Origin of the sequence: Butyricicoccus porcorum (genome assembly GCF_002157465.1) — a bacterium.
Classification (GTDB): Bacteria; Bacillota; Clostridia; order Oscillospirales; family Butyricicoccaceae; genus Butyricicoccus_A; species Butyricicoccus_A porcorum.
Genome location: NZ_NHOC01000007.1, coordinates 24,766 through 50,408 on the forward strand (window position 1 = coordinate 24,766; position 25,643 = coordinate 50,408).

Genomic DNA, 25,643 nt, shown 5'->3' on the forward strand with positions numbered 1-25,643 from the left:
TAATCTTGAAAAAGTGAGGGCAATATGCACAAAACGAATTTTTTTACCGAGAAAATCTGACGAAAATCTGTAAAAATATGTTGGAGAATTTGGCAATGCGTTATAAAATGGGGGATGTAAGGCAGGTTTTAGTTGAAAACATTTCAAATCATGGTATAATATTCATATCTCAGATAGGGTCTTGCCGGATTGGGCAGAGGAAGCATGACAGTACGACGGCGTAAACCGCTGCGTATGCCTCCGGCGGAGCCTGTTGCTTACGATCAGAAAGGTGGTATATTCACACGATGAATTGCTCAAAAATTATGGACAACATGGAGGTCTACCTGCGAAGTGACCTTCGCAAAGACCTCGACGAGGCCAATGCGCAGGACCTGCACCATGCACTGTCCAAGGCGATCATGTCAGAAATTGCCGAGCCGTGGAAAGAAAGCCTGCTTCTTCACCAGGCAGGACGCCATGCATATTATATGTCTGCGGAATTCCTCATCGGCCGCGCGATTTACAACAACCTGCTCTGCCTTGGCATCTACGACGAGGTCGAGGAGAAGTTCAAGGAAAGGGGTCTCGACCTGTCTATGCTGGAAGAGGTTGAGGACGCATCGCTCGGCAACGGCGGCCTGGGCCGTCTGGCAGCTTGCTTCCTGGACTCCGCAGCAACGCTCGACCTGCCGCTCGACGGCTATGGCATCCGCTACCGCTACGGCCTGTTCAAGCAGTATATTCAGGACGGCTTCCAGAAGGAGACCGCGGATGACTGGACCCGTTTCGGCGATCCGTGGAGCATCCGTTCCGACTCCGATGCAGTTCTGGTCAAGTTTGCAGACCAGACCGTCCGCGCAGTACCGTATGATATTCCGATCATCGGCTACGGCACCAAGCACATCGGCAACCTGCGCCTGTGGCAGGCAGAGTCCATCTCTTCCTTCGACTTCAACGAGTTCAATGCGCAGCATTACGATGCATCCGTCCGCGAGAAGAACCGCGCAGAGGACATCTCCCGCGTTCTGTACCCGAACGACTCCACCGACGAGGGCAAGAAGCTCCGCCTGAAGCAGCAGTATTTCTTCTGCTCTGCATCCCTTCAGGACATCATCAAGAAGTACAAGGCAAATCACGGCAATGATTTCACCCGTTTTGCTGAGTTCAACGCAATCCAGCTGAACGATACCCATCCGGTTATCTCGATTCCGGAGCTCGTCCGCCTGCTGACCACCTATGAGGGCGTTGAGTTCCGTCAGGCCGTTGAGATTGCGCAGAAGACCTTCGCTTACACCAACCACACCATCCTGCCGGAGGCGCTGGAGAAGTGGAACAAGCATCTGCTGATTGCTGTTGTACCGGAAATCTACGAGATCATCGAGAAGATCAACAACATGTTCATTGACGAGCTGTACAAGCAGCAGCGCAACCCGGATTTCATCCAGGATGTACAGATCATCAAGCACGACATGGTTCACATGGCAAACCTTGCGATGTACGGCTCCAGCTACGTCAACGGCGTTGCTGCGATCCACACCGAGATTCTGAAGAAGAACACCCTGCACTCGTTCTATGAACTGTGGCCGGAGCGCTTCCAGAACAAGACCAACGGCATCACGCAGCGCCGCTGGCTGGCGATGAACAACCGCGAGCTGTCTGCGCTGATTACCCGCCTGCTTGGCTCGGATGCGTGGGTTACCGACCTGACTCAGCTCAAGAAGCTGGAGAAGTATGCGCATGACGAAGCGGTTCTGGACGAGTTCTGGAACATCAAGCACCAGAAGAAGCGCCAGCTCGGCATGTTCATGCTCAAGCACGACGGCACTGCGCCGATCAAGGGCTCGATCTATGATATCCAGATCAAGCGTCTGCATGAGTACAAGCGCCAGTTCCTGAACGCACTGTCCATCCTGTACATTTACTACGGTATCAAGGACGGTTCCATCCAGGACTTCTACCCGACCACGTTCATTTTCGGCGCAAAGGCTGCTCCGGGCTATGACCGTGCAAAGGGCATCATCAAGCTCATCAACGAGATTGCGCGTCTGATTGAGAATGACGGTCAGGTACGTGACAAGATCCGCGTTGTCTTTGTCTCCAACTACAACGTATCCTATGCGGAGAAGCTGGTTGCGGCTGCAAATGTATCCGAGCAGATTTCTACCGCAGGCACCGAGGCTTCCGGTACCGGTAACATGAAGCTGATGCTCAACGGCGCAGTTACGCTGGGTACGATGGACGGTGCAAACGTCGAGATTGTCGAAGAGGCAGGTCTCGAGAACGAATACATCTTCGGCGGCACAGTCGAAGAGATCGAGCGTCAGGAGAACAACAACTATATCCCGTACAACATTTACAACGGCGATCCGAAGATCAAGCGCGTTATGGAAGCACTGGTCAACGGCACGCTCAACGATGGCGGCACGGGTATCTTCCGCGAGCTGTATGATTCCATCATCCATAAGGTTGACTGGGGTCAGAGCCATCCGGATAAGTACTTCCTCATGTACGACTTCCAGAGCTATGTCGACACCAAGCTGCGTCTGAACCGCGATTACCGCGACAAGTATGCATTTGCATCCAAGTGCTGGATGAACATCTGCAATGCAGGCAAGTTCAGCTCTGACCGCACCATCCAGGACTATGCTGCCAACATCTGGCACATTGATCCGGTTGAGTTCGAGTAATTCACCGTTTGAAATAACAGATATGCCAATGTCGGCATCGCCCTTGCGGCGATGCCGACATTTTTTTGCACAGGAACGTCATATAATGAAACAATACGGCTTTTCTATATATGCGTCGGGAAAAAATGTAAAAAATGACGAAAGCCCCCTCGTAATTTGTGCATGATTGCGATATAATGAAACAGGGACAGCCCTGCTGTGATACAACAGAATGAATAACAGGATAAGAAGGAGGGCGGCTGACATGCTTCCCAAGGAATTGCTGGTCAACCGGGAGTTGAGCTGGCTGGAATTTAATAAACGAGTGCTTTCCGAAGCGCTGCGCGCGGATGTGCCGCTGTTTGAACGGCTGAAATTTGCTGCCATCTATTTTTCCAATCTGGACGAGTTCTTCATGGTGCGCGTCGGCTCGCTGACCGACCAGAGCATTATGGATCCCGATAAGCTCGATGACAAGACCGGCTGGAATGCGGCAGAACAGGTTGCACGTATGCTCGAAATGGTGCACTCCTTTGAGCCGATGACCGAAGAGATGTATACCTCCCTTGTCATTGAGCTCAAGCAGCACAGCATCGACTTCATCAATTTTAAGAAGATCAGCAATATGGACGAGATGATTGCGCAGAAGTATTTTACCGAGGAGATCAAGCCGTTGCTTTCGCCGCAGATTGTCGACCGACATCATCCGTTCCCATTCCTGCGCAACAAGGAAAAATATGTCGTCACCTGTCACAACAACAAAAACGGCGGGGAACGGTTTGGGGTTATCCCGATCGGCCATCTGCCGGATTATTTCGTCGTCAGCTTTGACGGGCGCAAAAAGGTGTTGTTCACGTGCGACATTGTGGAGCACTTTATTGGGCAGCTGTTTACCAAGCAGAAAATCGTTGAAAAGGCGACCATTCGCGTCACGAGAAATGCGGATATTGCGGTGGATGAGGCATTGCTGGATTATGATATGGACTTCCGAGGCGTGATGCAGGAGCTGCTCAAAAAGCGCCGCCGTCTGTTTGCTGTCCGTTTGCAGATGTCCTGCAAGTCGGAAAAAATTCAGAAATATCTCTGTGAGCATCTGGAAGTCACGCTTCCGGGCGTTTTCATCCAAAAAATTCCGCTTGATTTTGGCTTTGGCTTTTCCCTTGCCGGGAAGGCGAAGGAAACCGATATCTCGCTGTTTTATCCGGAGCGCAAGCCGCAGGTTCCGGCAGTGTATCATCAGAATATCCCGATCCGTACACTGGCGGACAATGAGATCCTGCTGGCGTATCCGTTCCACAGCTATAATCCGTTCCTCAACATGCTGTATGAGGCGGCAGATGACCCGGAGGTCGTTTCCATCAAGATTTCCCTGTATCGTCTGGCTGGGCACAGCAAGGTGGTTTCCGCGCTGTGCTATGCGGCGGACCGTGGCAAAGATGTGCTGTGCATGCTGGAGCTGCGTGCGCGCTTCGACGAGCAGAGCAACATTGATTATTCCGCAATCCTGGAGGAGGCAGGCTGCCGCGTCATCTACGGACTGAGTGACTACAAGGTGCACGCAAAGCTGTGCCTGATTACGCGCAAGGATGCCGACGGCAACGTCAGCTATACCACTCAGGTCGGCACGGGCAACTATAACGAGAAGACGTCCGAGCAGTATACCGATCTGTGCTTTATCACCAACGAGGAGGCCGTCGGGCGCGATGCGACCGAAGTGTTCAATAATCTCTCCATCGGTGAGACGACGGAACAGACGGAATCGCTTTGGGTTGCGCCGCACTGCTACCGCACACATGTGCTGGAGCTGCTCGACCGCGAGATCGAGGTGCAGAAGAACGGCGGGCATGGTTATGTAGCGATGAAGATCAATTCGTTCAACGATGTCGGTATCATGGAAAAAATGATCGAGGCGTCACAGGCGGGTGTAGAAATCCATCTGTATATCCGTGGTATTTGCTGTCTGCGCCCGGGAATTGAGGGCAGTACGGACAACATTACCATTCGTGCGATAATTGGCCGCTATCTGGAGCATTCGCGCATCTTTGTCTTTGGCGAGGGCGAGCGCCAGCGCATTTATCTCGGTTCGGGCGATCTGCTCAACCGCAATACGCAGCGCCGCGTCGAGATTTTTGCGGAGCCGAAATCGAAGGAAATTCGCAAGCAGCTGTTGTATATTATGAAGACATTGGAAACCGACAACAGCCAGTCGTGGCTGATGCAGCCGGATGGCACCTATGAGCGCGTCGTCTGTCGCGAAGGAGAACGCCCAGTCAACAGCCAGATGAAGCTGTATGACTATTTTAACTGCGATACCGTGACGGCATCCGCCATTCCACCCGCAGCGAAACAGAAGCCGGTTGTTGCTGCCGCGCCGAAAGCGTCGCAGCCGAAATCACAGCCGAAACCCGGATTTTTCCGGCGGCTGTTGGATAGTCTGTTCAAAAAATAATACAAAATTATACAGCGCAGATGGCACAGCTGACCTGCCCAAATCGGACGGGCGGCTGTGCCGTTTTTGCATTATGGCAGAATGTTTACAATACAAACCTTGACAGCGCGATAATACCTGCTTAGAATAATAAAATGATACCGAATACAAACAAGTAGGAGTGATAGTATGAAAAAGCGGGCAGCTGGCCGGGCAGCCGGCATGATTGTTGTATCTGCGCTGCTCTGCGCGGCTGTTGCGGCGCAGCCACAGCCGCGTGCGCCGCAGGACACAGGCTCCGCGCCGGAGGAAAAACCGGCGGCCGCAGAGCTGAGGCCCAATACAGAGGATGTCCTGTTTGAGATACAGGAACCGGTCGGCATTGCGCGCGCCATCGGCGTCAGGGATACACTGACGCCCGCCTCCGATTATGGGCAGATTCTGCCGTATGCTGCAAAAGTGATTGGCTGGAAGCAGGATGGCACACCGGTTTACCGCTATGCACTTGCGGATTCTGCCGGAGAATTGGTCACCAATCCGGTTTATACCTCTGTGGAGCGCAAAACCTGTCAGGATCAGCTGATCTGGTTGATGGTGCAGGACACGGAGGAGGGCACACGTGTTTCCTGTGCCGCACACGACGGCAGTTGGGTACTCGGCCCGTTTGACGGCAGCATTACCGTGAACGAAAGCTGTATTTTTGTTCAGCGCACCGGAAACTCGGTCACAACGGTGTATGACAGCGATGGTAAGATCATCGGGCAAGTGAACGGCGTTGTCTCGTCGTGCACGGATGGCATCATTGTGAGTCGGGAGAGCGCAGAGGACACCACGATCTGGCATATCAGTGACGCAGATTCCACTGAGAGCCGCGCTGCGCTCGCGGCTGTGAAGGTCGGTGCATTTTCTGACGGTACTGCGACGGTACAGCTCACAGAGAATGAATGGGGCTTTATCGACGAGGACGGCACGGTAACAGAGGTGGATGCGGCCTGGCTGGATGAGAGCTGTGACGGTTATGCGCTGGCAAAGAATGCCGAAGGCAAGTTCGGCGTGCTCGATTCATCCGGCAAGACTGTGGCAAAATTCCAGTATAGCAATGGCACGCAGTGCGGCGATGCGCTTCCGCTGTATCAGTTGTGGGAAACAGAGGACGAATGCATGGTTCTCAGCGCCGCGATGGGGCAGAAGCTGATGCTGCCGAAGGATCTGAATGCACAGCAGCTGATTGCACTGCCGGAGAGCTACTTCGCCTATACTGATGCGGAGGGAAATTCGGTTGTATTTGACGATCTCGAGAGCTTTGCGTTTGAGGGCGAGGCATCGTTTTACCGGCAGGGCAGAGAGCGGATGATAGTCGCTCTGGAGGACGGCTATCAGGTCTTTGATCTCGAAGAGGCCAAGGTCGGCAAGCTGCGCCCGTATCTATATACCGCGCCGCAAACGCAGGCCGCATATGACGACTCTGTGTTTACGATTACCGATCCGGAGACCGGCTTGCAGGGCATCGGCGATACCAAGGGACGCATTGTGCTCGAGCCGGAATATAACAGCATTTCCAGCGTGGACGGTTCGTATTTTGCGGCAGTATCTGGCTGCTGGTCGGGCATTGTGGATTCCAATGGCGATTGGATTGTCCGGACAATGCTCACGGGTATAAATTGAGGAGGCGAGCGACGATGAAGAACAGAAACGGTTTGTTCGCGGCGGTGCTGTGCACCGTCCTGCTGGCGGGCTGCGGTGCGGCTCCGGTGCAGGAGGGAAGCGCAGCAGGCTCGGCTTCTGAGGAACCGGCACAGTCTGCGACGGTGGAAAAGATTCCCGCAGACGGACTGGAAGCCTTTGGCGGCTGTGAATCGCTCAGCCTGCCCGGAAATCTGGCGGCAGCCGCGGCGACTGGCGGCGATTATGAGGATGCTTCCGCCCTCACTTCGTTTTATGGCACGAGTGAGGAGGCGTGGCAGCGACTGCTGGACGGAGATCTGGATATCGTGCTGGCGTATGCGCCGGACAGTGAGACCGAGGCGAAGCTGAAGGAACAGGGCGTTTTATTGCAGCCGGTCGGCACAGATGCACTGGTCTTTCTGGCAGGCAGCGCACAGGAATCTTCCGCAGCATTGACACGGGACGAGATTGCAGCAGCCTATAAGGGCAGCTCGGCAAACTGGAAGGGCTATGCATCCGCGCCCAGCGCGGACAGCCGAAAGCTGTTTGCACAGCTGTTTGGTGCGGACAGCGCTGGCGTGCAGGTAAAGGATGGAGAGGATATGCTGACAGCGGCTTGCCCGCATACAGCAGGAACCCTCTGCTATACAACCTGGCTGGAGATGCAGGAAAACGGCATTCCGCAGGGCACTGCGGTCGTTGCGGTGGATGGTATCATGCCGACTGTGCAGACGCTGACAGAGGCCGCAGGTTCTGCGGTGTATCCGCTGCGGGCACAGTATTCTCTTGCCGTATGCGGCGGGCTGGAGGAAGACGATCCCGCGATGCTGTTTTATCGCTGGCTGACGTCGGAGGACGGCATGAACTGGCTTGCGGAAGCTGTTGCTGCACCCCAGGGCGGGGATGCTGCGGATAACACGCAAAGCGAAGAGGAAGCCGGTTCCGGTGAAAGCTGATACTCCTTCTTGCGGGAGTATACTTATTCAGAATTATTTTGGGTTAGTGCTTGACAGTTTGCTGACAGCATGATATCATATCCCTGTAAAACAAAGGCGTTTTATGGTTTTTTACCGTAGAACGCCTTCTTTTTTTATGTTGGAGGCGACAAATTTGCATATACAGGAAGCCAATGATTGGGTAATTTTTAACAATATCACATATCAGATCCATCAGATCAGCGACTTCAATGAAATGTGCCGGAATTTTCTGGAACAGATGCATCTCCTGATGGATTTTGATGGCGCGGTCTTTTATTATTCCTCCGAACAGGAGCTGCCACAGCTGCGGCATGCAGTTTGCAATTCCTATTCAGAGCGCGTTGCAAAGGAATATCTCGACAATTATCAGAAGCTGGACTTCAGCCGCGGCCTGCTTATGGGCGGCAAGAGCATGGTTTACCGCGAGAGTGATGTCTTTTCTGAGGACGAACGCATGGAAACCGAGTGTTATCAGCGCTTTTCCAAGGCGGAGGGCTTTCATCACAGTGTCCATATCCTGCCCGCATTTGAGGGAAAAGTACTCGCAAAAATTTCATTTTACCGCCGTCGCGGGCAGCCGGATTTCCTGTATGACGATGTCTTCCTGCTGGATATGTTCAAGGAACATCTGGCGCTGCGCACTGCACGGTATTATGAAGACCGTGCGCGCCAGCACGAGAAGCTGAGCATCCATGAATGTGAGGAGCGCTTTCATCTGACGGCGCGGGAGACAACCATCCTCGGTCTGCTGATGCAGGGTCTGCCGAATGATGTCATCTGCGCACAGCTGACCATCACCAATAACACGCTGAAGAAACATATTTTAAACATTTACAAAAAGCTGAGTATCCGCAACCGGACACAGCTGTTTAAAATGGTACGTGAATATGCTGACTGAGAAAAAGGGGTTTATCTTTCGAGGAAGATAAACCCCTTGCAGTTGATGTGAACGGAACCGGCAAAAACGGACAATGACACAACAACCCTTGAGGTAGGAGAATAAAACCAGCTCAGGTTGCATTTTGCAGGGCGGTATGCGTCTGCTGGGGATTTGAAAATAACTGCACGCGCCGCATGTCACAGAAGGATGCCGGGCAGATTGTCGTCATTAAGGGACTGTGCTCGGGCTGCAGCTCGCTGCTGCTTGCACTGGCGGTAGGGGAGACGTTTCCTGAGCCTGGTTTTATTGCGCTTACAATGCTGCTGGGTTTTGTCGCATATGGATTGAGCATTTTCTTCTATGTTCGCGCACAGCGCGAGCTTGGCGCGGCAAAAACCAGCGCGTATTATGCAATTGCACCCTTTATCGGAACTGGTCTGTCGCTGCTCCTGTTTCGACAGCGGCCATCGGTTTCGTTCCTCGTTGCGCTTGCAATCATGGCAGCCGGGACATATTTTGCGTCGACGGAGGGCAGACCAAGCCGGAAGGCCTGCCCGCTCCGCTGGGATTAACTGCGCAGGCGGCAGCCCTGCACGCTGTCGCGGCGTTTGAGCTCGCGGTCGATGGCGGCGAGCACAGCGCGCTTGTTGCGGCTCCAGTCGGGCGCGAGCAGATCTTCGCCTTTGCCGTCACCGGTTAGACGTTGGATGACCACATGCGGCGGCAGAACCTCCAGTTGGTCACAGATGACGGAGACATACTGTTCCATGGTCAGACATGAATATTCTGTTTCGGCGAGCGGTGTGCCGCGCAGGATGTGCAGCGCGTGCAGCTTGACTGCGTCGATGCCCATGCTGCCGATCAGACGGGCGGATTGCACCATCTGTTCCGGTGTTTCGCCGGGAAGACCGTCGATCAGATGGACGCACACGGATACCGGCATGCGGCGCAGCCGTTCGAGTGCACGCTCGAAATCTGCAAACGTGTGGTGCATGTTGCACCGCGCGGCAGTAGCATCGAATACCGTCTGCACACCCAGTTCAATGGTCAGGTCAGCCTGTTGTGCGAGCTCCGCGAGCAGCGCACAGACCTCCTCTCCGACGCAGTCCGGGCGGGTGGCAATGGACAGCCCGACTGCATCCGGGAGCGAAAGTGCCTGTGTGTACAGCTCGCGCAGGCGGGATACAGGCGCATATGTCCCGGTAAACGACTGGAAATAGGGGATATAGCCGACCGGCTCCCATTTGCGGAGCATTTGTGTGCGATAGCGGTCGAACTGTGCGCGCAGAGAGGATTCCGGTGCGGCGATAAAATCTCCGCTCCCGGCGGCGGAGCAGTAGCTGCATCCGCCGGTGCCCTTCGTGCCGTCGCGGTTGGGACAGGTGAAACCACCGTCCAGCGGAACCTTTGCGATGCGGCCGCCGTATGTTGTTTTCAGATACCAGAAATACGGATAAAACCGTTTGCCCGAGCCGTCAAAAGGCAGAGACATGGAAAAAACCTCCCCGGACAGAAAAAAGCCGACGCGGCTTCGTTTGATGCGAGCAGCGTCGGCTTTCTGTTTGTGTTTACTTGGTGCCGAACAGACGGTCTCCTGCGTCGCCTACGCCGGGGACGATATAGCCCTTGGAATTGAGCTTTTCGTCGATGGCTGCGCAGTAGACTTCGACATCCGGATGCTCTTCCTGAATGGCCTGAAGCGATTCCGGAACAGCGAGAATGGAAATCAGCTTGATGTTCTGCACGCCGTAGTTCTTGAGGAACTGGATGGCAGCGATGGCAGAACCGCCGGTTGCCAGCATCGGGTCTACAATAATGACATCGCGGCTGCTGATATCAGTCGGCAGCTTGCAGTAATATTCGACCGGCTGCAAGGTATCCGGATCGCGATACAGACCGATATGACCGATCTTGGCATTCGGGATCAGATCGAGAACGCCGTCAACCATGCCGAGGCCGGCGCGCAGAATGCAGACGATAGCCAGCTTTTTGCCGGAAATAAAGCTCGCCTTGGTGCGGGCGATCGGGGTTTCAATTTCAACTTCCTTGAGCGGAAGGTCGCGGGTAGCCTCATAGCACAGCAAGGTGGAGATTTCCTCAACTGCCTCGCGGAATTCTTTGGGGCCGGTAGACTTGTCGCGCATGAGAGACAGCTTGTGTACAATCAGCGGATGATCCATTACGTGAACCTGAGCCATGATTCGTTACTCCTTTGTTGTAATGTGGGTGGTTTGAGCAGCCTCGCGTGCGAGCCGTTCGCGGACGGCCTGCGGCTGGCGCAAATAGCACGGCAGCAGCTGCGCGGCAGATATCAGGTGCCCTTCCTGTGCAAGGCGGTGCGCTTCCATGGCAGCGCCGTGGGCACAGGGGAAAATCAAACCGGGTGGTGCGGGGACAACATCCAGTTCCCCCGAACCGATGAACTCATTATAGCACATTTGTGCGCCATCTCCAACCAAAAGAACGGATTTTCCCAAAGAAATCAGTTCTTTTTTGAGATCGCTTTTGGTAATCAGCCGATCGGGCGTCAGTCGTTCCAGATTGCCGCCGGAGCTGGTAAACAGCGCGTTGTAAAGCTGACTGCGGCGCGCGTCCATAACCGGACAGATAATGCGGTCGGTCAGCGTGACATTCCATGCCGCGCCTGCGAGGCTGGAAACGCCGATGCACGGCAGGCTTTTGCCGTCTGCAATGCCTTTGGCAGTAGCGACGCCGATGCGGATGCCGGTGAAGGAACCGGGGCCGGTGACGGCGGCGACGGCATCGATGTCATCCATCGTCAGCTGGGATGCCGCCATGACATGGTCGATCATTGGCAGCAGGGTTGCGCTGTGCGTCAGCCCGCAGTTCTGGAATGACTGTGCCAGCAGTTTGGTGTCTTCTGTCACGCAGACCGAAGCGGACAGCGAGGAGGATTCCAGTGTAAGAATTTTCAAAGTGTAGTCCCTCCGTCTATCGTGATGATGCGGTCGGTTTCGCCTGCGCCGCGGCGGATATCGACCGTGACATGCGGCTCCGGCAGAGCACCTGCAATGTTTTCGCTCCATTCGACGAGCAAAATGGTATCGCCGTCGAAATAGTCATCCCAGCCGATGTCGTACAGCGCGTCCTCATCCAGGATGCGGTACATATCGAAATGGCAGACACGGCACAGATCGGTGTCATATTCGTTGACAATGGCAAAGGTCGGGCTGGTGACGCGCCCGGTATAGCCAAGCGCATGCAGGAAGCCGCGGCAGAATGCCGTTTTGCCTGCGCCGAGGTCGCCGGTAAAAGCCACGAGTGCACCCGGGGACAGCTTTTTGGCCAGCATACCGCCCGCGCGCTCCGTGTCAGCAACATTGTGTGTTTGAATTACCATAATCAGAACAGTCCGGTGATGCGTCCTTCCTCATCGACATCGATGTTAAAGGCAGCCGGCTTCTTCGGCAGACCCGGCATGGTCATGATTGCACCGGTCTCACAGACAACAAAGCCTGCGCCCGCGCTGACGCGCACCGTGCGGACATTGACAGTGAAGCCGGTCGGACGGCCGAGCTTTGCGGCGTCATCAGACAGAGAATACTGGGTTTTTGCGATGCAGACCGGAAGATTGCCATAGCCCAGCTTCGTGATTGCATCGATGGACTTTTCCGCTGCCGGAGAATAGGAAACACCGTCTGCGCCATAGATTTCCTTTGCGACGGTCTCAATCTTTTCTCTGAGCGGCATCTCGTCCGGATACAGCGGCGAGAAAGCGGCCTTGCCGCTGTCTGCTTCTTCGATGACCATCTGTGCCAGCTCCATGCCGCCGTCTGCGCCCTTTGCAAATACCTCAGACAGGGCATAGCGTGCGCCCATATCGTGGCACAGCGTGCGCAGGTATTCGATTTCCGCGTCAGTATCGGAAGCGAAGCGGTTGATTGCGACAACGACCGGGACATGGTACTTGCCGATGTTCTCGATGTGCTTCTGAAGGTTGACCGAACCGGCCTTGAGCGCTTCCAGGTTTTCCGTACCGAGATCTGCCTTGGCAACGCCGCCATTGTACTTCAGTGCACGGATGGTTGCGACGAGGACAACGCAGTCCGGATGCAGACCGGCCTTGCGGCACTTGATGTCGAAGAATTTTTCTGCGCCGAGGTCTGCACCGAAGCCGGCCTCGGTAACAGTATAATCCGCCAGCTTGAGCGCCATACGCGTCGCGGAGATGGAGTTACAGCCGTGTGCAATATTGGCAAACGGACCGCCATGCATCAGGCAAGGAGAACCGGTCAGCGTCTGTACCAGATTCGGCTTGAGTGCATCCTTGAGCAGGGCAGTCATGGCGCCGTCTGCCTTGAGGTCACGTGCGAATACCGGAGAGCCGTCATAACGGTATGCAACCAGAATATCGCCGCAGCGCTTTTTCAGGTCAGACAGGCTGGTAGCCAGACAGAGGATTGCCATGACCTCACTGGCGACAGTAATCATATAGTGATCCTCGCGCGGTACACCGCTCATCGGACCGCCCATACCAACGACAATGTTGCGCAGTGCGCGGTCGTTCATGTCGACGACACGGGTAAAGACAATGCGGCGCGGGTCGATCTGAAGCTCGTTGCCCTGCTGCAAATGGTTGTCAATCATTGCGCACAGCAGATTGTTTGCCGCGCCGATGGCGTGCATGTCACCGGTAAAGTGCAGATTGATATCCTCCATCGGGACAACCTGTGCATAGCCGCCGCCGGCAGCGCCGCCCTTTACGCCGAATACCGGGCCGAGCGACGGCTCGCGCAGCGCGATGATAGAGCTTTTGCCCATCTTGTCCAACGCCTGTCCCAGACCGACAGTCGTGGTCGTTTTGCCTTCGCCCGCAGGTGTCGGGTTGATGGCGGTTACCAGAATCAGCTTGCCGTCCGGCTTGTCCTTCAGTCGTTTCCAGGCATCGTCGGAAATCTTAGCCTTGTACTTTCCATAGTACTCCAGTTCGTCCTCCAGAAGGCCCGCCTTTGCCGCAACGTCGCGGATCGGCTGCATGGAACAATTCTGTGCAATTTCGATATCAGTAAGCATAAGAAAAACTCCTTTTTCAAACTGAGATTTGTGTTCGTGTGCGAATGGCATCCGTTGCCGGAGGCCCAAATATATTTCCTATTATACCATGAATATATGGAAAATGAAGCCTAAGTTTTGCAAATTACGGAGAATTCCGTACAAAACTGTAAATTTGTGCGAGATGACGGCAATCCGCGTGCGGGAAAATGCGATTTGCAGCAAAAAACTATTTACCACGTGCGACAAAGGTGGTATGATTATTAGGTATTAAATCTGAAACGGATGCGGTTGAATCCCAGTCTGTGTACAGGTCTTCCGCAGCCGCGGAAACGGATTTCCGTTTTCCGGAAAGGGTATCAGTTCATGCAACATTTGAAAGAGAAAATGAGCCGGTATTTTCGGACGATGGACTATTTTCTGCTGCTGATCGCGCTGTTTTGTTCGGCGTTCGGCATGGTTTTGATTTATTCCGCAACCCACAGCCTGGATGGCGGCAGTACGCGGTATATGGTCATCCAGGGTCTGGCGATTGTACTCGGTCTGATCGGCTTTGTGATCGTGTCCTGTGTCGATCTGGAAAAGCTGGCGGGCTGGTGGCGGATTGTCCTCGTCGTGAATGTTCTGTTCCAGCTGTCGCTGATTCTGTTTGGCTATGAGGACGGCGGCAATAAGAGCTGGCTGCGCTTCGGTGGAATCGGCATTCAGCCGGCAGAGCTGGGCAAGCTGTTGTTTATTTTCACGTTTGCCAAGCACATCAACCTGCTGCGTTATCGGCTCAATCGTGTGCGCAGCCTGCTGATGCTGGGTGCGCACCTGCTTGCGATCATGGCAGCAATCATCCTGCCGTCGCATGATGTCGGTATGTCGTTGCCGTATGTCTTTATCGCTGTGCTTATGCTGTTCTCCGCAGGCCTCAGCTTAAAGTGGTTTGCCGGCGGTGCGATTCTGGCCTGCGCGGCAGTACCGATCCTGTGGCAGGTACTCAGCAGCATTCAGAAGAACCGTATTCTGGTTCTGTTTGATCCGACGATTGCACCGGATACATATTGGCAGCAGGAGCAGAGCCGCATTGCCATCGGTTCAGGCAAGCTGTTCGGCACCGGTTTCCTCCAGGGCAACCAGACGCAAAACAACATGTTGCCGGAGAAGCAGACCGATTTTATTTTCGGCGTTGCCGGAGAGGAATGGGGACTGGTCGGATGCATGGTCATCGTAATCGCACTGATGGCTTTGATATTCCGTACTTTTTTCATTGCATATCATGCACACGGACAAATTTCATCGCTCATATGCGTCGGTGTGGGCAGTATGATGCTGTTCCAGACCTATGAAAATATTTTCATGTGCCTCGGCATCGGCCCGGTTATGGGTCTGACGCTGCCGTTTTTCAGCTATGGCGGTTCGTCGATTGCAACGATGTATCTGGCACTCGGTATGGTAGTCAGCGTTTCCCGGCGTGAAAAAACGCGCAGGCTGAAGGGACTTCCGGCAGGGGAACACCTCGTTTCGGAGGAGGCAGAGCGTTTGGGCGAAAAGCGTTCCAATGAAACTGCTGTGCCGCTGCGGCAGCAGCTCCAGCAGCTCGGAGACAGGGCAAAGGATCTGAAATCGCGTGTGAAAATCGATTGGGTGCCCCAAAAAAAGAAAAAAGACAGCTCCGGGAAACGGGATGAGAATTCCGGAGACAAATAAAAAGCGGAGTTCGCGCGTTGCGAACTCCGTTTTTTGCTGATATGTGAATTATTTGCTCTTTACATTTGTTTCGGGATAATCTTCCATTGGCATGCCAGCGATGTCCAGTGTGCGGCACAGGGCATCCGCAGAGCTGTCACGAAGATCCTTAATTTCCAGTTCAACCGGAAGATCGGTAGAAGACAGCTTGAAATAACCGGCGCAGACGATAGATTCCCCGGGATCGAGCAGCGTGAGCAGGGCAGAGTATTCCGGGTCAGTCTCGGCCGGGGTGGCATAGGCCAGCGCTTCCTGTGGATCACCCTGATACGCATTGGGGATGACGGTTGTGCTGAACGAAGCAGACGATTTGGAATCATTTCGGAATTGGCATTCTACACGCAGCGCCGGCTCGCCGTCACGGTCTTCACGGATGCTGTAGCCGAGGATGGTCACAGAACAGTCGCGGTAGACACGTGTATTGGGATCCTCCTGTGCAGATGACGATCCGGATGCGGAACCGGGGGACGGAACAGCAGAACCGGAAGGAATGACAGGCTCAGCGGGAGCTGAACCGGTATCCGATGTATCGGCGGAGCCTGCCGGCGTGGCTGGCGTTGTACCGCAGGCAGTTAAAGTAAGACTCAGAAGACAGGTTGCGAGCATTGCGCCCAGCTTTTTCATGGCAGAAACCTCCCTATTTGTGAAACGTCGAATAATATCATAACATTTTGTTAACACAGATACAAGTAAAAAAATGGGCTTTGCCGAGTTTTTGTACAGAAGTTTCATACGCATCGGAAGGTTTCTGTCAACATCGTACAGAAAAGAACAAAAAGAGCTTGCATGCCTATTTTTCCTACTGTATAATAGGAAAAGGAGGAAGATGGCATGAGAATTTCGACAAAGGGCCGGTATGCGCTTCGCCTGATGCTTGATCTGGCGCTGCATGACACCGGCGAAAATATAGCACTGAAAACAATCGCAAAGCGTCAGAACATCAGCGGGAAGTATCTCGAGCAGATCATTGGTATGCTGACGAAGGCGGGTTTTGTCAAGAGTGTGCGCGGTTCATCCGGCGGCTACCGCCTGGCAAAAGCACCGGAGGAATACACGGTAGGTGACATCCTGCGCCTGACGGAGGGTTCACTCGCGCCGGTTGCCTGCGTGGAGGAGGGCGTGGAGACCTGTCCGAAGGCAGAAAACTGTGTCACCCTGACGCTGTGGAAGCAGCTCAATGATGCAATCAACGGCGTAGTTGACCATGTGACACTGGCTGATTTGGTCGAGCGCAGCGAGAACATGGGCGATTTTTATTCCATATAAATCGGATTCCATCTGACGGCGAAACAGCCGGGGCATTGCCCCGGCTGTTGTGTTTACTGCTGGTTTCCCGATGCTTCATAGGCCTTTTCTCCGAAGTCATCTACGGTCAGCTCGGGATTTTTGACACTGACGCGCGAGAAGGGCGGAATAGAGGAGGTAATAAATGCATTGCCGCCGATGGTACAGCCCTTGCCGATGACAGTCTGGCCGCCCAGAATCGAAACATTGGAATAAATCGTGACGTCGTCCTCAATGGTCGGGTGGCGCTTTTTGCCTGCCAGCTTGAGACCGGCACGGGTGGAAAGTGCACCCAGTGTGACGCCCTGATAGATTTTGACATTGTTGCCGATGGTGGTGGTCTCGCCAATCACGACGCCGGTGCCGTGGTCGATGAAGAAATATTCACCGATGGTCGCGCCGGAGTTAATATCAATGCCGGTCAGGCCGTGGACATATTCACTCATGATGCGTGGGATATACGGAATATCGCGCAGATACAGTTCATGTGCAATACGATGGACAAAGATCGCATTCAGGCCCGGATAGGAAAAGATGACCTGCTCACGGCTGCCTGCGGCAGGGTCGCCGTTGAGTGCGGCTTCTACATCGATGAGGAGCAGCTTTTGAATGCGCGGCAATTCCATGAGCAGTTCGGAGGCAGCTTCCTCGGCGCGCAGCGTGATGCTTTTTGTGCGGCCGCCTTCTCGGTAGGCGAGCGCCAGCTCAATCTGTGGACACAGCTCTTCATAAATGCGGGTCAACATATGGCCTGCGAAATAAGGCGCAGAGGTGCGCGTCGGCTTCTCGTCGCCGAAATAGCCGGGGAACAGAAGCTGGCGGAAATCATTCAGAATCTGAATGATGGCGTTGCGGTTTGGCCGTTCCAGACCGTCGCGGGTAAAAAATAAGTCACTGGACTGGTAGCCGGTTTGCAGCTGCCGGACGATATCGTCCAGATGGTCGTTAAAATGGGACATGGCGGTGATCTCCTTATACATATAAACGGCTGCGAGAGGCAGCCATTTCCTACCGTACTAGTATAACAATAAATGCGGCACAATGCAACAACCAGTGCATTGACAGTCCGCAGCCTGCTGCACTATACTGGAACAAATACAATTCAATTGATATCAAACCGGGAGGACAAACTATGCGGGAAGAATTTGTGCGCACTGAAGCAGTATTTGGCACGGAAGCGATGGAACGGCTGGAACGGGCACGGGTTGCTGTGTTCGGCATCGGCGGTGTGGGCGGTCATGCTGTGGATGCACTGGCGCGCAGCGGCGTCGGCGCACTCGATCTGTTTGACGATGACACGGTGTCGCTTTCCAATATTAACCGGCAGCTTGTGGCGACGCATGCGACGCTCGGACGGCAGAAGACAGAGGTCATGCGAGAGCACATTCTGGATATCAATCCGGACTGCGCGGTCACAGTGCACAATCTGTTTTATCTGCCGGAGACCGCAGACCGCATTGATTTGAGCGTATATGATTATATCATCGACGCAGTTGACACTGTGTCAGCCAAAATCGAGCTGGTATGCCGGGCCAATCAGGCGGGCGTGCCGATCATCTGCTCCATGGGTGCAGGCAACAAGCTCGATCCGACGCGCTTTGAAGTGGCGGATATTTATCAGACATCCGTTGACCCGCTGGCGCGCGTTATGCGGCGCGAACTGAAAAAACGCGGAATCCGCCATCTGAAAACAGTATATTCCAGAGAAGAGCCGTCTGCGCTCAAACGTGAGATTGCAAACGCTACTGTAGCGGGACGTCCGGGCAACAGCAAAAAGCAGGCACCGGGCAGTCTGGCGTTTGTGCCGTCCATTGCCGGGCTGATTTTAGCCGGAGAGGTGCTCAAGGATCTGGCGGGGATTTCCTCGCGCGCATGAAAAATGCGGACTGTCGAATGATAACGACGGTCCGCATTTTCTGTATTGGTTATTTCTGTCCCATCAGGATTTTTTCCGGTTTGATCGGCAGGGTGGTCACACGCACGCCGGTCGCCTGGCATACAGCCTGTGCAATCGCGGGAGCGGGTGTGTTGATGACGACTTCACCGATGGATTTTGCGCCGTACGGGCCGGTCGGCTCGTAGCTTTCGGAGAAGTCCACGACAATTTCGCCCGTATCCATACGGGTTGGGATTTTATAATTCATAAAGCTGTCGGTCATCATTTTGCCGTTCTGCTGATACTGTACGTCTTCGAACAGGGCGAAGCCGATGCCCTGAGACAGTCCGCCTTCGGTCTGCACGCGGGCGAGCGCGCGGTTGATCGGCGTGCCGCAGTCGACGACACCGACCATTTTAATGACATCGGTTTTGCCGGTTTCCGGGTCAGTCTCGGTTTCAACAAAGCCTGCCATAAACGGCGGTGGAGAGATCGGGGAGCCATGAGATGCGGTTGCGACCAACTGATGTGTCTGCGGGCCTGCAACAAGTGCTGATGCGAGATCGTCGAGCGCGAGCGATTTCCCGTCCTCGGAGGTGACGGCTGCGCCGTCAAAGGTGAGCGCTTCACGCGGGCAGTCCATGCGCACTGCCGCCTCATCCAGAATCAGCTCCTGCATGTGTTCGCAGGCCTTGACAACTGCCATGCCGGTGACATAGGTGGAAGCAGAGGCATATGAGCCCGGGTCATACGGCGATACATCGGTATCGACGCCGTGCACCATGACTTTTTCCATCGGGCAGTTCATCGCATCGGCGACCATCTGTGCAAAAATTGTATCACAGCCCGTGCCCATGTCAGTTGCGCCGATCATCAGCGTGTAAAAACCGAAATCCTCCAGCCGCAGCTCGACAGAGGCGGTGTCGACATTCGCAATGCCGGAGCCCTGCATGCAGATTGCCATGCCCATGCCGCGGATTTTTCCGTCCGGCATGACCTGGCGGTGTGGCTTTTCGTTCCAGCCGCTCAGCTCCATGCCGCGGGTGATGCAGCCGCGCAGGCCGGTGGAGTTCAGGTATTTGATTTCCGGCGTCATAAAGACCTCTGCGCCTTCCTTTGCGATGTTGCGCAGGCGCAGCTCTGCCGGGTCAATGCCTGCCTTTTCTGCGAGCTGGTTGATGGTAGATTCCAGTGCAAACGTGCCCTGTGTCGCGCCGTAGCCGCGGAAGGCAGCGGCGGGCTCCATGTTGGTGTATACGACATCCCAGGTAAACCGTCCGCCCTTGAGCTTGTTGTACAGCGGGATGGTCTTGTGTCCGACCAAGCCGACGACTGTTGAGCCGTGTTCGCCGTATGCGCCGGTGTTGGACAGTGATTCCATGGAAATTGCGGTGATGTTGCCCTCTGCGTCACAGCCTGCACGCGCACGCACGCGCATCTGATGGCGGCTGTTGGAGCAGGCAAACGCCTCCTGCCGCGTAAAGATCAGCTTGGACGGCTTGCCGGTCAGCCAAGTGACCGCAGCCGGATAAAATTCAGAGACCGAGGTCTGCTTTGCGCCGAAGCCGCCGCCAATGCGCGGCTTGATGATGCGTACCTTTGTGTATGGGATGCCGAGCATGGTTGCCACATGGCGGCGGGCATGGAACGGTACCTGCGTGGAAGAGACCAGCGTCAGGCGGCCGGAATATTCCATATAGGCGTAGGAACGGAAGGTCTCCATCATGCACTGTTGCTGTGCGGGGGTGTAATAGGTACAGTCGACCGTGTAAGCACATTTGGCAAATTCCGCGTCGAAGTCACCGAAATCTTCACTGCCGGAGGTAATAATGTTGCGTTCCGGGGCATAGCCGAACGGCGCTTTGGCAAAGCTGTCATCGTCGTGCACACGGATTGGGTTGTCCTTCGCCGTTTCAAAGTCCAGAACCGGTTCGAGTACCTGATATATGACTTTGATGAGCTTGCACGCCTGCTCGGCGTGTTTTTCGGTATCCGCCGCGACGATGGCTGCGACATCGCCGACATAGCGCATGGTGTCATCGCACAGCACGCGGTCATAGGGCGACCATTCGGGATAGGTCTGCCCTGCGGAGGTATAGCGGTGGCGCGGTGCGTTTTTACAGGTGAGGATCAGCTCGACACCCGGCACCTTTTCCGCAATTTTTGTGTCGATATCGACAATTTTTGCGTGTGCATGCGGGGAGCGGAGCAGCTTGATAATCAGGCAGTCCTTCGGCGCGAGGTCGTCGGTATACACCGGCTTGCCCTGTACCAGCGCATCCGCATCCAGCTTCTTCACTGCGGTATTGACGTATTTCACGCTTCCACCTCCATATATTTGCGGATGGCGCGCATCTGCCCCATGTAACCGGTGCAGCGGCACAGGTTGCCGGACAGATACTGCCGGATTTCCTCTTCTGTCGGGTTGGACAGCTCGCGCTTCATTGCGAGCACATTCATGATAAAGCCGGGGGAGCAGAAGCCGCACTGCTCTGCGCCCTCTGCGGCGAGGAAATCGGTAAATTTTTTGGATTCCTCCAGTACACCCTCCAGCGTGGTGATTTCATGCCCTGCGGCACGCGCCGCGAGCACCGAGCAGGACAGCACGGGCGTGCCATCCATCCAGACCGTACACAGGCCGCAGTTGGTGGTTTCACAGCCGCACTTGACGGAATAACAGCCGCAGTCACGGACAAAGGTGTATAGTGTGGTGTCCGGATCGACGAGGCGGGTATATTTTTTGCCGTTGATGGCGATGGTTATCTGCATGCCTGTACCTCCTCAAGCGCACGGCGGATGAGAACGGGACAGATTTTGCGGCGGTACTCCGCACTGGCCCGCATGTTGGATGAAAAATTCAGGCTGTCGGTAATGGCCTGTGCGTCCGGTGCCTGCCCCTGGTAGGCGAGACATGCCTTCTGCGGGCGCGCGCCAACCGAAATGCGGTGTATGCCGTCCCGACAGGAAACCGCACAGGTCAGCACGGGAAAATCGGTTGCCTGAAAGCGCATATGCTGATAGGATGCGGCATACGCTTGTTTGGGCAGGATGATGCACTCCAGAATATCCTTTTCATACGGCATAGCGGCGAAGTCCTCGATGGAAACCGTGCCGCGATGGTATAGCCTGACCTGTGCGGGCAGGGCGAGCAGCGCGGTGAGCACATCGGAAAAGCCGAAACGCCCGTACACGCTGCCGCCAACGGTCGCCGTGTTGCGGAACTGTGTGCCGACGATGCCGGAAACCGCGTCGCGGAACAGCGTTCCGTATTGCTGGCGCAGCAGCTCGCTGGTTTCGAGCTGGCGCAGGGAAACCATGGCACCGATTTCAATGGTATCGCCTGTATCGGTAATGCGGTCCAGACCCAGCGCAGAAAGGTCGATGGCGGTGCCGATGGCGCGCCGGCCGAGCCGCAGCCACATGCAGCCGCCCAGAACCGTGTTGTTGCGCGCCGCAGTCAGCGCCTGGTAGGCTTCTTCCAGACTGGAAGGGCATAGAAACTGACGGATGGTATACATATTTTCTCTTCTCCTCCTGCAAAATGGAGCATAATACAAATACTATCATTATAACAAAATTTACTGAGAAAACAAGAAAAACAAACGATTTCAATGATAATATCGGACAAAAAAGTAAAAGGTGTGGAAAAACATACGGATAGCGCGAAAGGAACGGATTTTTCTTTGAAACAGAAATTGAAAACAATTGACAATCCAGTGAAAAAAGATGATAATAATAAGCAAGATTATTACACTGGCGGAGTTTTGATTACCGCTCGCTATAGAATAAAACGAGGTGAGTCACTTGTCTGAACAGAGTCGGAACACAAGGCCGAATTCTTACAGCAGTGTACCGGGAGATATACCTGCTTCCATGCGGCAGGATGATATGGAAACGATTTTACAAAACATGGAATCCGTGCTGCGCGTGCGCAACCGGAAGAGCTTCTTTCACCCAATGCGGGAGATTGGCGGCTTTAAGACCTGTCCCGGATACTGTCTGCAAAATGGCGCCTTTGAATTGCCGGGCGGCATCAATTTTACCATTACGTCGCAGGGTGCAACCAGCGTCGAGCTGGTTCTGTTCAAGCGCCGCCAGTCGGAGCCGTTTGCGGTGCTCCCGTTTCCCGATGAATACCGCGTCGGCAGCGTCTATTCTATGATTGTCTTCGGGCTTCAGATCGATGAATTTGAGTATGCATATCGGATTGGTGGCCCGTATGACCCGAAAAAAGGCCTGCTGTATGATAAGAAAAATCTCCTGCTCGATCCGTATGCCCGTGCGGTTGCGGGTCAGTCTGCCTGGGGCACGCGCCCGCAGACCGGCTTTGAGTACCGCGGACGCATTGTTTCGTCCAATTTCGACTGGCATGGCGTGCGTTCCCCGCACATTGAGATGCAGGATCTGGTCATCTATGAAACACATGTGCGCGGTTTTACGCGCCATGAATCGTCTGATGTCACACATCCGGGAACCTTTGACGGACTGATGGAAAAAATCCCATATCTCAGGGATCTGGGTGTCAACGCCGTCGAGCTGATGCCGATTTTCGAGTTCGATGAAATGCGCGATATGCGCGTGCATGACGGTAAGCTGCTGCTCGATTACTGGGGATATAACCCAGTGGCATTCTTTGCGCCCAATACGGCGTATTCTGCCGAGCATGAATTTACCAACGAGGGAGACGAGCTGCGCCGTCTGGTCCGTGCGCTGCATAAAAACGGCATGGAAGTCATTCTGGACGTCGTGTTCAACCACACGGCCGAGGGCAATGAGGACGGCTCGATTTTCTCGTTTAAGGGTGTGGACAATTCCGTCTATTATCTGCTCGAACCGGACGGAAAATACTATAATTTCAGCGGCTGCGGCAATACGGTCAACTGTAACCATCCGGTTGTCCATCAGATGATTGTCGAGTGCCTGCGCTATTGGGTCATTGAATACCGCATCGATGGTTTCCGCTTCGACCTGGCATCCATTCTCGGGCGCAATGAGGACGGCACACCGATGCACAACCCGCCGCTGCTCGAATCGCTCGCAGCTGATCCGCTGCTCGCGGGCATCAAGCTGATTGCGGAGGCATGGGACGCAGGTGGACTGTATCAGGTTGGCTCGTTCCCATCGCGCGGCGACCGCTGGGCGGAATGGAACGGCAAGTACCGCGATGATCTGCGCTGCTTCCTCAAGGGTGACAGCGGCATGGCAAAAGCCACGTCTTACCGCATTCTGGGTTCGCAGGATCTATACCCGCCGACCAAGCGCGGCGAGTGTGCATCCGTCAACTTTATTACCTGTCACGACGGCTTTACGCTGTATGATCTGTATACCTATAACAAAAAGCACAACGATGCCAACGGCTGGGACAACACGGACGGTGAATCCAACAACAACAGCTGGAACTGCGGCGTGGAGGGCGAAACAGATCGCCAGGATGTCAATGATCTGCGCCGCCGATTGCAAAAAAATGCGGCTGCGGTGCTGATGTGCTCCCGCGGTACGCCGATGTTCCTCGCGGGGGATGAATTCGGCAATACGCAGTTTGGCAACAACAATGCATATTGTCAGGACAATGAAATTTCCTGGTTGGACTGGAATCTGCTGGAGAAAAACCGGTCACTGCATGATTTCTTCCGTTATATGATTCATTTCCGCAAAAAGCATCCGATTCTGCGCGGACATACCAAGCCGGCAGAGAGTCGCTTCCCGGAGACCAGCCTGCACTCCGCAAAGCCGTGGGATGCCAATTATCAGGAAGATACACGCGTCATCGGCGTGACCTTTGCCGGGCGCAATGAAGACGACACGGCGGATGATATTGTGCACATTGCCCTCAATTCTCACTGGGAAGGGCATCAGGTGCAGCTGCCGGAGCTGCCGGACGGCATGTATTGGAGGATCGCAGTCAATACGTTTAACGGTCCGGAGAGCGATTGTATTGAAAACATTGAGGATATGCCCGTATCGCACAGTGGAATTGTCTGGCTTGAGCCGCGTTCTGTGATGATTCTCGTGGCAGCAGAGGGCAAATGACGGAAAAAGAACGTCTGAATGAGGCAGTTGATGCGCTGTGCCGCTGGTATCGCGCCGGGCATCGTGATTTGCCATGGCGCCGGACGCCTACACCGTACCATGTGTGGGTGTCGGAGATTATGCTTCAGCAGACGCGCGTGCAGGCGGTGCTGCCATATTATGAGCGCTTCATGCGCGCACTGCCGACGGTGCAGGCGCTTGCAGAGGTGCCGGAGGAACAGCTGATGAAGCTGTGGGAAGGCCTTGGCTATTACAGCCGTGCGCGCAACCTGCAAAAGGCGGCACGCGTGGTGTGCACACAGTACGGCGGTGAGATGCCATGCACCCGTGACGAACTTCTTGCCCTGCCGGGCATCGGCCCGTATACGGCGGGAGCAGTGGCGTCCATTGCGGGCGGGCAGACGTGCCCGGCTGTGGATGGCAATGTGCTGCGCGTGCTGTCTCGCCTGTTTGCACGCGAATGGGATATCCGGGCGCAGGCAGTCAAGCGGCAGGCGGAACGCGAGCTGACAGCCGTGATTCCGGCGGACTGTCCGGGCGACTGCAACCAGGCGCTGATGGAGCTGGGCGCGATGGTGTGCCTGCCGAACGGTGCACCGCTGTGCGATCACTGTCCAGTGGCAGGACTGTGTCTGGCACATGCAGCGGGAGTTGAGCAGAGGCTCCCGGTTCGCGCGCCGAAAAAACAGCGTCCTGTGGAAAACCGCACGGTTGTTCTGCTGTGGAAGGACGGCAGAATCGCGCTGCGCAAGCGTCCCAATCGTGGCCTTCTGGCGGGACTGTGGGAATTCCCAAACTTTCTGGAGGGAGAAGACGCGGAAAAACAGCTCGGTGTGCGCCTGATGGAAATTCGTCCGCTCAAGCGTGCAAAGCATGTGTTCACTCATCTGGAGTGGCATATGACCGGTATTTCTGCACGAACGGAGGACGGCGGTCTGTTTACATGGGTCACGCCGGAGCAACTGGAACACGACATTGCGCTGCCCAGTGCGTTCTGTGCCTATCGCGCCATTGCGCTTGAACAATTCAAATTGTAAACACAGGTGTATTTTCGCCCCCGGCGGCGGAGATACACCTTTTGCTTTGGACGGATTTATGGTACAATGGA

The 25,643-nt window shown here is 54.8% G+C and carries 22 protein-coding genes; 12 read left to right on the top strand and 10 right to left on the bottom strand.

Annotated features, from left to right (window positions below; all coding sequences use genetic code 11):
• Positions 1-287 precede the first annotated feature (287 nt).
• From CBW42_RS08675 to CBW42_RS08700, 6 genes are all read left to right on the top strand, one after another.
• On the top strand, positions 288-2,669 hold the full coding sequence (locus CBW42_RS08675) for a glycogen/starch/alpha-glucan phosphorylase (RefSeq protein WP_087020078.1): 2,382 nt from the start codon (positions 288-290) through the stop codon (positions 2,667-2,669).
• A gap of 244 nt (positions 2,670-2,913) precedes the next feature.
• Positions 2,914-5,097 carry a polyphosphate kinase 1 gene (gene ppk1 / locus CBW42_RS08680; protein ID WP_165761110.1) on the top strand — a complete coding sequence of 728 codons (2,184 nt, stop codon included), beginning with the start codon at positions 2,914-2,916 and terminating at the stop codon, positions 5,095-5,097.
• Positions 5,098-5,265: 168 nt separating this feature from the next.
• The gene (locus CBW42_RS08685; protein WP_087020084.1) at positions 5,266-6,741 is read left to right on the top strand and encodes a WG repeat-containing protein; all 1,476 of its coding nucleotides are present in this window, start codon (positions 5,266-5,268) and stop codon (positions 6,739-6,741) included.
• Positions 6,742-6,755: 14 nt separating this feature from the next.
• On the top strand, positions 6,756-7,697 hold the full coding sequence (locus tag CBW42_RS08690; RefSeq protein ID WP_087020087.1) for a substrate-binding domain-containing protein: 942 nt from the start codon (positions 6,756-6,758) through the stop codon (positions 7,695-7,697).
• Positions 7,698-7,851: 154 nt separating this feature from the next.
• On the top strand, positions 7,852-8,616 hold the full coding sequence (locus CBW42_RS08695) for a helix-turn-helix domain-containing protein (RefSeq protein WP_165761111.1): 765 nt from the start codon (positions 7,852-7,854) through the stop codon (positions 8,614-8,616).
• A gap of 101 nt (positions 8,617-8,717) precedes the next feature.
• On the top strand, positions 8,718-9,170 hold the full coding sequence (locus CBW42_RS08700) for a DMT family transporter (RefSeq protein ID WP_087020093.1): 453 nt from the start codon (positions 8,718-8,720) through the stop codon (positions 9,168-9,170).
• Here the strand turns inward: CBW42_RS08700 and CBW42_RS08705 are convergent.
• From CBW42_RS08705 to CBW42_RS08725, 5 genes are all read right to left on the bottom strand, one after another.
• Positions 9,167-10,090 carry a TIGR01212 family radical SAM protein gene (locus tag CBW42_RS08705; protein ID WP_087020096.1) on the bottom strand — a complete coding sequence of 308 codons (924 nt, stop codon included), beginning with the start codon at positions 10,088-10,090 and terminating at the stop codon, positions 9,167-9,169. The two genes, CBW42_RS08700 and CBW42_RS08705, sit on opposite strands and share 4 nt — an antisense overlap.
• Positions 10,091-10,166: 76 nt before the next feature.
• Positions 10,167-10,796 (bottom strand): uracil phosphoribosyltransferase, encoded by a 630-nt coding sequence (upp, locus tag CBW42_RS08710; RefSeq protein WP_087020099.1) that lies wholly within the window; start codon positions 10,794-10,796, stop codon positions 10,167-10,169.
• A 6-nt stretch (positions 10,797-10,802) separates the two neighbouring features.
• Entirely contained in the window at positions 10,803-11,534 is a 732-nt protein-coding gene (gene tsaB, locus CBW42_RS08715; protein ID WP_087020102.1) for a tRNA (adenosine(37)-N6)-threonylcarbamoyltransferase complex dimerization subunit type 1 TsaB, read from the bottom strand.
• Positions 11,531-11,959, bottom strand: coding sequence for a tRNA (adenosine(37)-N6)-threonylcarbamoyltransferase complex ATPase subunit type 1 TsaE (gene tsaE, locus CBW42_RS08720; protein WP_087020105.1), 429 nt, complete (start codon positions 11,957-11,959; stop codon positions 11,531-11,533). The genes tsaB and tsaE overlap by 4 nt, the downstream gene beginning before the upstream one ends.
• Before the next feature lie 2 nt (positions 11,960-11,961).
• Entirely contained in the window at positions 11,962-13,632 is a 1,671-nt protein-coding gene (locus CBW42_RS08725) for a formate--tetrahydrofolate ligase (RefSeq protein ID WP_087020109.1), read from the bottom strand.
• Positions 13,633-13,977: 345 nt separating this feature from the next.
• Between CBW42_RS08725 and CBW42_RS08730 the strand changes: the two genes are divergently transcribed.
• Positions 13,978-15,306, top strand: a complete 1,329-nt coding sequence (locus CBW42_RS08730) for an FtsW/RodA/SpoVE family cell cycle protein (protein WP_165761112.1) — start codon at positions 13,978-13,980, stop codon at positions 15,304-15,306.
• A 48-nt stretch (positions 15,307-15,354) separates the two neighbouring features.
• On the opposite strand, the gene CBW42_RS08735 is transcribed toward CBW42_RS08730, so the two are convergent.
• The gene (locus tag CBW42_RS08735) at positions 15,355-15,969 is read right to left on the bottom strand and encodes a DUF5067 domain-containing protein (RefSeq protein ID WP_165761113.1); all 615 of its coding nucleotides are present in this window, start codon (positions 15,967-15,969) and stop codon (positions 15,355-15,357) included.
• 207 nt (positions 15,970-16,176) lie between these two features.
• Here CBW42_RS08735 and CBW42_RS08740 point away from each other — a divergent pair, with 207 nt between their 5' ends.
• Positions 16,177-16,611, top strand: coding sequence for an RrF2 family transcriptional regulator (locus tag CBW42_RS08740; RefSeq protein WP_087020115.1), 435 nt, complete (start codon positions 16,177-16,179; stop codon positions 16,609-16,611).
• A 53-nt stretch (positions 16,612-16,664) separates the two neighbouring features.
• Here the strand turns inward: CBW42_RS08740 and epsC are convergent, their stop codons facing one another.
• Positions 16,665-17,588 carry a serine O-acetyltransferase EpsC gene (gene epsC, locus CBW42_RS08745; RefSeq protein WP_087020118.1) on the bottom strand — a complete coding sequence of 308 codons (924 nt, stop codon included), beginning with the start codon at positions 17,586-17,588 and terminating at the stop codon, positions 16,665-16,667.
• Between the two features lie 173 nt (positions 17,589-17,761).
• On the opposite strand from epsC, the gene CBW42_RS08750 reads away from it, so the two are divergent.
• Complete coding sequence (locus CBW42_RS08750) at positions 17,762-18,505, top strand: tRNA threonylcarbamoyladenosine dehydratase (RefSeq protein ID WP_087020121.1); 744 nt, start codon at positions 17,762-17,764, stop codon at positions 18,503-18,505.
• Positions 18,506-18,554: 49 nt separating this feature from the next.
• On the opposite strand, the gene CBW42_RS08755 is transcribed toward CBW42_RS08750, so the two are convergent.
• From CBW42_RS08755 to CBW42_RS08765, 3 genes are read right to left on the bottom strand one after another with little or no spacing between them, the layout of a single operon-like run.
• Positions 18,555-20,825 (bottom strand): xanthine dehydrogenase family protein molybdopterin-binding subunit, encoded by a 2,271-nt coding sequence (locus CBW42_RS08755; RefSeq protein ID WP_087020124.1) that lies wholly within the window; start codon positions 20,823-20,825, stop codon positions 18,555-18,557.
• Entirely contained in the window at positions 20,822-21,274 is a 453-nt protein-coding gene (locus CBW42_RS08760; protein WP_087020127.1) for a (2Fe-2S)-binding protein, read from the bottom strand. The genes CBW42_RS08755 and CBW42_RS08760 overlap by 4 nt, the downstream gene beginning before the upstream one ends.
• Positions 21,265-22,023, bottom strand: a complete 759-nt coding sequence (locus CBW42_RS08765) for an FAD binding domain-containing protein (RefSeq protein WP_087020130.1) — start codon at positions 22,021-22,023, stop codon at positions 21,265-21,267. Before CBW42_RS08765 ends, CBW42_RS08760 begins: the two co-directional genes overlap by 10 nt.
• A gap of 93 nt (positions 22,024-22,116) precedes the next feature.
• Here CBW42_RS08765 and CBW42_RS08770 point away from each other — a divergent pair, with 93 nt between their 5' ends.
• The 3 genes from CBW42_RS08770 (at position 22,117) to mutY (ending at position 25,572) form a co-directional block, all read left to right on the top strand.
• The gene (locus CBW42_RS08770; protein WP_087020133.1) at positions 22,117-22,317 is read left to right on the top strand and encodes a hypothetical protein; all 201 of its coding nucleotides are present in this window, start codon (positions 22,117-22,119) and stop codon (positions 22,315-22,317) included.
• 97 nt (positions 22,318-22,414) lie between these two features.
• On the top strand, positions 22,415-24,535 hold the full coding sequence (gene glgX / locus CBW42_RS08775) for a glycogen debranching protein GlgX (RefSeq protein ID WP_205703630.1): 2,121 nt from the start codon (positions 22,415-22,417) through the stop codon (positions 24,533-24,535).
• Entirely contained in the window at positions 24,532-25,572 is a 1,041-nt protein-coding gene (mutY, locus tag CBW42_RS08780) for an A/G-specific adenine glycosylase (RefSeq protein ID WP_087020139.1), read from the top strand. Before glgX ends, mutY begins: the two co-directional genes overlap by 4 nt.
• Positions 25,573-25,643 lie beyond the last annotated feature (71 nt).